Below are 5,087 nucleotides of genomic sequence, written 5' to 3'. Positions count from 1 at the left end.
ACGCCAAAAAAGGAATTTGAAATGACAGAAGTTTATTTTTACTGTGCAATTGGTTTATACGTTTTAGCAAGCTTTTCGGTATCTGTGTTCCTTATCAAGAGAGACGACCTTGATACGTTCCAGAAGTCGGTTCAAACAATTCTGGTTTGGTTAATTCCAATTTTAGGCGCGATAATATTTTGGCGTGTAAATAAAAGTCACGATATCGCATACGAAAAAACAAAGGCTTTTGGTGGTGGCGCTGGTAGGCTAGGTGCATATGACTCAGCCGGAGATGGCGGAGGTAGCGACTAATGGCGTATAACAAAACAATAAACATCATTCGCTTCGCTCACTGGGAAAAATCCTCGCTGGCACTTCGTGCCAAAGCACTCGGTTTTTCCTGTTATTGTAAGCGTTAGATTGCCTATGAAGTTTTTGAAATTCATTTTACTTATATCGATTCTCAATTTAGTTTCGTGTTATCGGATACATCACGACCCACATGGAACTATGTACTTTTCAGTTTCTAATTCGAATAAGTCAGAGTTGATACAAGTGTTAGACGAATTTGCGGAAGAAAACACACTTGCAAAAATTCAGGAAGGCGGAGAGAGGATGCTTCCTGAAAAGATGAAGGTACACGTGCACGCTATATATGAGAACGATGACAATTACCAAATAGCTGTTCAGAATTTTCTTAATGCCAGTTGCTATTCTGCTTCCGCTTACGATTTTGATAAAATTGATTCAAAGGTTGCTACGAATCTTGCAGAAAAATTGCAGCACAAATTGCTTTCAGAGTTTGAAGCTCAGATTACTTTTTACACCGATCAATACTGTAAACAGGCAATCTAACAAATGAATAATGTCGTTCGTAAACTCACTGGGAATTTTACTCGCTGGCCTTCGGCCAAGGCGCTCCTAAAATCCCTATATTCAAAGCGTTATAGCGCGTAAGCCTTTTAATTTGCTGTTTAGCGAAAAGGCAGATTACTTCCATATTTCTCCGACTTAACTACTGCTCTTTTCCGCAATCGGCCATCAGTTTATTGAATTTAGAGTTCTTCAATCGCTCAGCAGTTTTGTCTAAATCAGTTCACTGTATGGTTTATTAAAAGTTGTAGTTTTCTGGCGGATTGGTTTAGTCTAAGGTAATAATTTTAAACGAAGTTGTTGTGTTAAAGGCTTGTAGCGGCACAGCCGCGATAGTGAAGATGTTGGCGCAATAACAAACAAATATTGCTGACCCAAACTCACTGGCTGAGGCTCGTACCTCGCCAAGTATAGCCAGTAAGTTTGTGCAGCAAATTCGGACGTTAGTTTTCTATGAGTATGTTTCGAGCATTATTTTTTAATTTGATTTTTATATCAGTGGTGACAATGGCAAATGATAAACCAGCTGACTTAACTGACGAGCAATGGAATAAGTATCTTGAGCATAAAGCCTCATGGGAAAAGATGCTCAAAGAACGTTACGAGAATGAATTAAAAAGTAATCCACCTGAACCACCATGGTTGAAGTTTCCTGATTACCACCCAACAGATATGTTTTGGCGAATGGGTAAAGGAGAAGATTACTTAGTTGACTATTTCGGTTTGTATTTTAAGTACGCTCCTAAAACCGATTTGAAGGCTTATAAGCAAAAATATCCTGAGCACAAAGATTGGCTTGGGACTTATGAGAACTTCGCAAACTAACAAGGCCTTGAATCGGATTCGTAACAGTTGGCTCGGTTCCGCTTCGCTTCACACTTTAGCCAACAATTACACACCGCTTAAGGCGGCGTTATAGGCACAGTAGAATGCACTCGAATATTTTATTAATAGCGCTGATTATTGTTCTTTCTAGTTGTTCGCGAGAAGATTCAATTCTTACTGACGAAATGCAAATGGAAGCTCGGCAAGTGGTTGTTTCATATCTCAAAAATAATGATCTTCCAGTCGAGCAGTTAACTCAAAGGCAATCAAAAAATAGAGATGTTAAAGGTTTTACCTACTTGTACAAAGGTGGTAATCGATGTATCGAGTTTATCGTGAATTGTTATGGCAGTAGTTGCAAAGAAATGCAAAAGTATCCGTTCGATGAGCACGGCGATAAGTGCCCATAACAAACGACTATGGCGTCAATAGATAAATCAAACTGCTTTTTCTTCCCACATGACGCCATCTCTTACCATTGAATTTAGTATCACTACCATCTTTCTCACACAGGCTATTATCGCAACCTTTTTCGGCTTTCCAGCCTCGACTAAACGTTCATAAAACGCTTTAAATTTCAGATTACATTGCATAGCAGACATCATAGCCATAAAAAGAACTGTGCGGACTTGGTGACGCCCTCCCTGTGTAACTTGTTTGCCTTTGTACCTTCCACTTTCTTTGTTCATTGGTGCAACACCCACGAGAGCAGCGACTTGTTTACTGTTCATTAATCCTAATTCAGGCAGGTAGCTTATTAGCGCTGCTGCCGATATTTTTCCTATACCAGGCATGCTCTGCACAAGTTCACTTTTCGCGCTATAGTCTGGGCAACTTTCTATAAGCTCAGCTAACTCATCATTCATCTTTTCAATGTGCTTTTTCAGTACAACTAATATCGCTTTGATACTCGGCTGAACCGTTTTTGGCATAATCTGAAGGCGATTCTTTTCTTTAGTTTGCATCTCTATCAATTGATTTCTGCGCCGTACAATATCAGCCATTTTCTGCATATTCTCTGGCTTTAGCGACGATAATTTTGGTTTTATTACTTCACCAAACTGCGCTATTAAAGCGGCATCAAGTTTATCCGTTTTTGCTCTTCGGCCTATAGCACCAGCAAAGCGTTTCACATGAACTGGATTAACGACGCTAAAAGGCATGTTAGCTTTTGCACAGGCAGTAACAAACTCAGCTTCGTACCGTCCCGTTGATTCAATTACTATGCGTTCGACGTTCAATTTATTTAGGCGTTTTATTGCCTCTGAAACGCCCTTCTTATCATTATTAACTTTGAAATATTCATTCAATGGACGAATATGAATATCTAGGAAATCCTTACCGGTATCTACACCTACGTTTATGTTTTGCACTACAGTTTTATTCATAATAAGCTAACTCTGGTTTGCTAAATGCGAGCTCGGGGCCCAGTCGACTATTCGAGTATGTTGCTTGGAGTACCGTGTAGCGTTCGAGTTTGTTATCGGTCTCTCAATTGAGGAGCCATTCAATCGCCGAACTACTGCACAGCCAACTTTGGTTGCAGCCAAAGTCTGGGCCTCACTTTACCCATCTTCGAAAAAGATTACTGGTGAATTTAGGGATGAATTATCCATACAAACGAATATTGCTGACCCAAACTCACTGGCTGCGGCTCGTGCCTCGCCTAGTATAGCCAGCAAGTTTGTGCAGCAAATTCGGACGTTAGAAGGCGCTAGTTTAAGGTGCATCGTTGTTTTGAATCCGCATGAAATGGCAACATCGTTTCTTTTTTCTTCAAGGTGGTTTTCACAACAATAATCTGTTCTTCAGCTAAGGTTATTTGAACTGTGTAGCTGTTTCAGGCTATCTTTTAACAAGGAAAATATTGTGGTTATTATCTGGTGGTTGTATTAGGTGATACTGTTATTCAACAGACAAAGGATGTTTACAGCATGTTTATTGCGCCGTCTAACAAAGCAAATCAAGTACGCTCCTTCGTCGCCGGACGCATTCTCGCTTGCTGGGGCTCATTCTTCGCCAAGCATAGCCAGCAAGACTGCGCCGCTTATTTGAAACGTTATAGCGCTTTGTCTTTTTCTACTTCAAATTAAGCAAGGTAGCGTTTCAATTACCTTCTTCGATTTAGCAAATTCCTTTTTTAATAATCGTCCTAGGTCGTTGACCACTTGTTGCTCTTCTCACCGGTCACGCCACTTTTCTCAGCAACAGTTCAATGTAACAGTCAAAAAGCAGTTGTTGTTTTGTTCTAGGTTGGTTTAGTCTACGAGTAATATTTTTAATCATGTTGTTGTGCAAACAGGTGGTGGCGGCAAAGCCGCGCTAGTCCAAAGGGTTGCGCAATAACAAGCAAAGGCATCGGAAAATACTCGCTGGCTGCGCCAAAAGCGCTCGCATTTCCGTTGCTTTGGACGTTATGAATCTTTAGCTCGGAGCTAATTTTGAGACTATTCGTATTAATCATTTCTATATTTCTTTATTCATGTGCATCAGAAGTTGAAAACGAAGACTTAGTTGGCGCTTGGGAATTGCTCTATGATGGTCAAGGTGACTATTGGTTTAGTCATGTTGCGTTTACTGCTTCAGGAGAGAAATGCACTATTAGCTATAGCTTTGATAAAAATAAAGAACTTAGCGCTAGTTACTACTTAAGCACTTATAATTTAGAAAACAACGAGCTAACTGTAAAAGTAGTTCAAAGCTCTTCACCCTACGTTAATGTTGGAGAAGAAATTAAAGATAAAATTCTAAATTTCAACCAAAATGCTTTTGCAATGAAAATGTATTACCCCATTGTAGGATCTTCAGTTGACCGTTTTATAAAACTAGAAGACATAAAGGTTAGCAGCATTTGTAGTGTGGTTAAAAACAATTCATAACAAGTCACTCAAAAGGACAAAAAACAGTTGGTTTTTGCTCCTTCGTCGCTTATTTTAACCAACTATTTTTTGCCTCTTAGTGAGGCGTTAGGTGCACGAGTATCATGTTTAGACTTCTTATTTTTTTAATTACTTTTGTATTAGTTGGTTTTGGTTTAGCTGCAGAAAAGGTAAATATTTCAAGTTATGCCAAATACGTTGACAGCAATCAGCTTTCAATAAAGGGCAAAGTTTATACATTTGATGAGCTGATGGCGCATTTAAAAAAGGAGAATTCTCGAGGCAATATTATCGATCTTTCAATTTCTGGAAAACCTTCTGAGCAAGATTTAATATTGGCTTTAGCGGCTAAGATCAAAGAAAGACCTGAATATAAAGGCGATGGCGTAGCTGTCTTTATTGTTTCGTGGTAATTTTTACATGTAAACCTAACAAAACAATCAAAAACATTCGCTTCGCTCATTGGGAAAAATCCTCGCTGGCACTTCGTGCCAAAGCACTCGGTTTTTCCCGTTATTGTATGCGTTA

The 5,087-nt window shown here is 39.4% G+C and carries 9 protein-coding genes; 8 read left to right on the top strand and 1 reads right to left on the bottom strand.

What is annotated here, in order from left to right:
- The 4 genes from GLIP_RS00335 to GLIP_RS00320 all read left to right on the top strand — a co-directional run.
- Window positions 1-294, top strand: a 294-nt coding sequence (locus tag GLIP_RS00335; RefSeq protein ID WP_226992155.1) for a hypothetical protein, incomplete at its 5' end; no start/stop codon positions are given.
- Window positions 295-408: 114 nt separating this feature from the next.
- Window positions 409-837, top strand: a complete 429-nt coding sequence (locus GLIP_RS00330) for a hypothetical protein (protein WP_153886226.1) — start codon at window positions 409-411, stop codon at window positions 835-837.
- A 525-nt stretch (window positions 838-1,362) separates the two neighbouring features.
- A complete protein-coding gene (locus GLIP_RS00325; protein WP_008842539.1) occupies window positions 1,363-1,680 on the top strand; it encodes a hypothetical protein in 318 nt (105 codons plus the stop codon).
- 104 nt (window positions 1,681-1,784) lie between these two features.
- On the top strand, window positions 1,785-2,090 hold the full coding sequence (locus GLIP_RS00320; protein ID WP_008842538.1) for a hypothetical protein: 306 nt from the start codon (window positions 1,785-1,787) through the stop codon (window positions 2,088-2,090).
- A 27-nt stretch (window positions 2,091-2,117) separates the two neighbouring features.
- On the opposite strand, the gene GLIP_RS00315 is transcribed toward GLIP_RS00320, so the two are convergent.
- On the bottom strand, window positions 2,118-3,068 hold the full coding sequence (locus GLIP_RS00315) for an IS110 family RNA-guided transposase (protein WP_008842537.1): 951 nt from the start codon (window positions 3,066-3,068) through the stop codon (window positions 2,118-2,120).
- A gap of 64 nt (window positions 3,069-3,132) precedes the next feature.
- On the opposite strand from GLIP_RS00315, the gene GLIP_RS00310 reads away from it, so the two are divergent.
- The 4 genes from GLIP_RS00310 to GLIP_RS00290 all read left to right on the top strand — a co-directional run bounded on the left by GLIP_RS00310 (window position 3,133) and on the right by GLIP_RS00290 (window position 4,972).
- Entirely contained in the window at window positions 3,133-3,480 is a 348-nt protein-coding gene (locus GLIP_RS00310) for a hypothetical protein (RefSeq protein WP_040521501.1), read from the top strand.
- An 83-nt stretch (window positions 3,481-3,563) separates the two neighbouring features.
- Entirely contained in the window at window positions 3,564-3,773 is a 210-nt protein-coding gene (locus GLIP_RS00305; protein ID WP_040521499.1) for a hypothetical protein, read from the top strand.
- A 348-nt stretch (window positions 3,774-4,121) separates the two neighbouring features.
- The gene (locus GLIP_RS00295) at window positions 4,122-4,559 is read left to right on the top strand and encodes a hypothetical protein (protein ID WP_008842535.1); all 438 of its coding nucleotides are present in this window, start codon (window positions 4,122-4,124) and stop codon (window positions 4,557-4,559) included.
- 104 nt (window positions 4,560-4,663) lie between these two features.
- A complete protein-coding gene (locus tag GLIP_RS00290) occupies window positions 4,664-4,972 on the top strand; it encodes a hypothetical protein (protein WP_008842534.1) in 309 nt (102 codons plus the stop codon).
- Window positions 4,973-5,087 lie beyond the last annotated feature (115 nt).

The organism is Aliiglaciecola lipolytica E3 (assembly GCF_000314975.1).
Taxonomy (GTDB): Bacteria; Pseudomonadota; Gammaproteobacteria; order Enterobacterales; family Alteromonadaceae; genus Aliiglaciecola; species Aliiglaciecola lipolytica.
Note: the sequence above shows the minus strand (reverse complement) of the source record. Positions and strands in the feature narration are given on the sequence as shown.

Excerpts from the sequence above, each read along its gene's own strand:
- GLIP_RS00330 (WP_153886226.1), top strand. The coding sequence starts at position 409 with ATGAAGTTTTTGAAATTCATTTTACTTATATCGATTCTCAATTTAGTT.
- GLIP_RS00320 (WP_008842538.1), top strand. The coding sequence starts at position 1,785 with ATGCACTCGAATATTTTATTAATAGCGCTGATTATTGTTCTTTCTAGT.
- GLIP_RS00315 (WP_008842537.1), bottom strand. The coding sequence starts at position 3,068 with ATGAATAAAACTGTAGTGCAAAACATAAACGTAGGTGTAGATACCGGT.
- GLIP_RS00290 (WP_008842534.1), top strand. The coding sequence starts at position 4,664 with ATGTTTAGACTTCTTATTTTTTTAATTACTTTTGTATTAGTTGGTTTT.
- GLIP_RS00325 (WP_008842539.1), top strand. The coding sequence starts at position 1,363 with ATGGCAAATGATAAACCAGCTGACTTAACTGACGAGCAATGGAATAAG.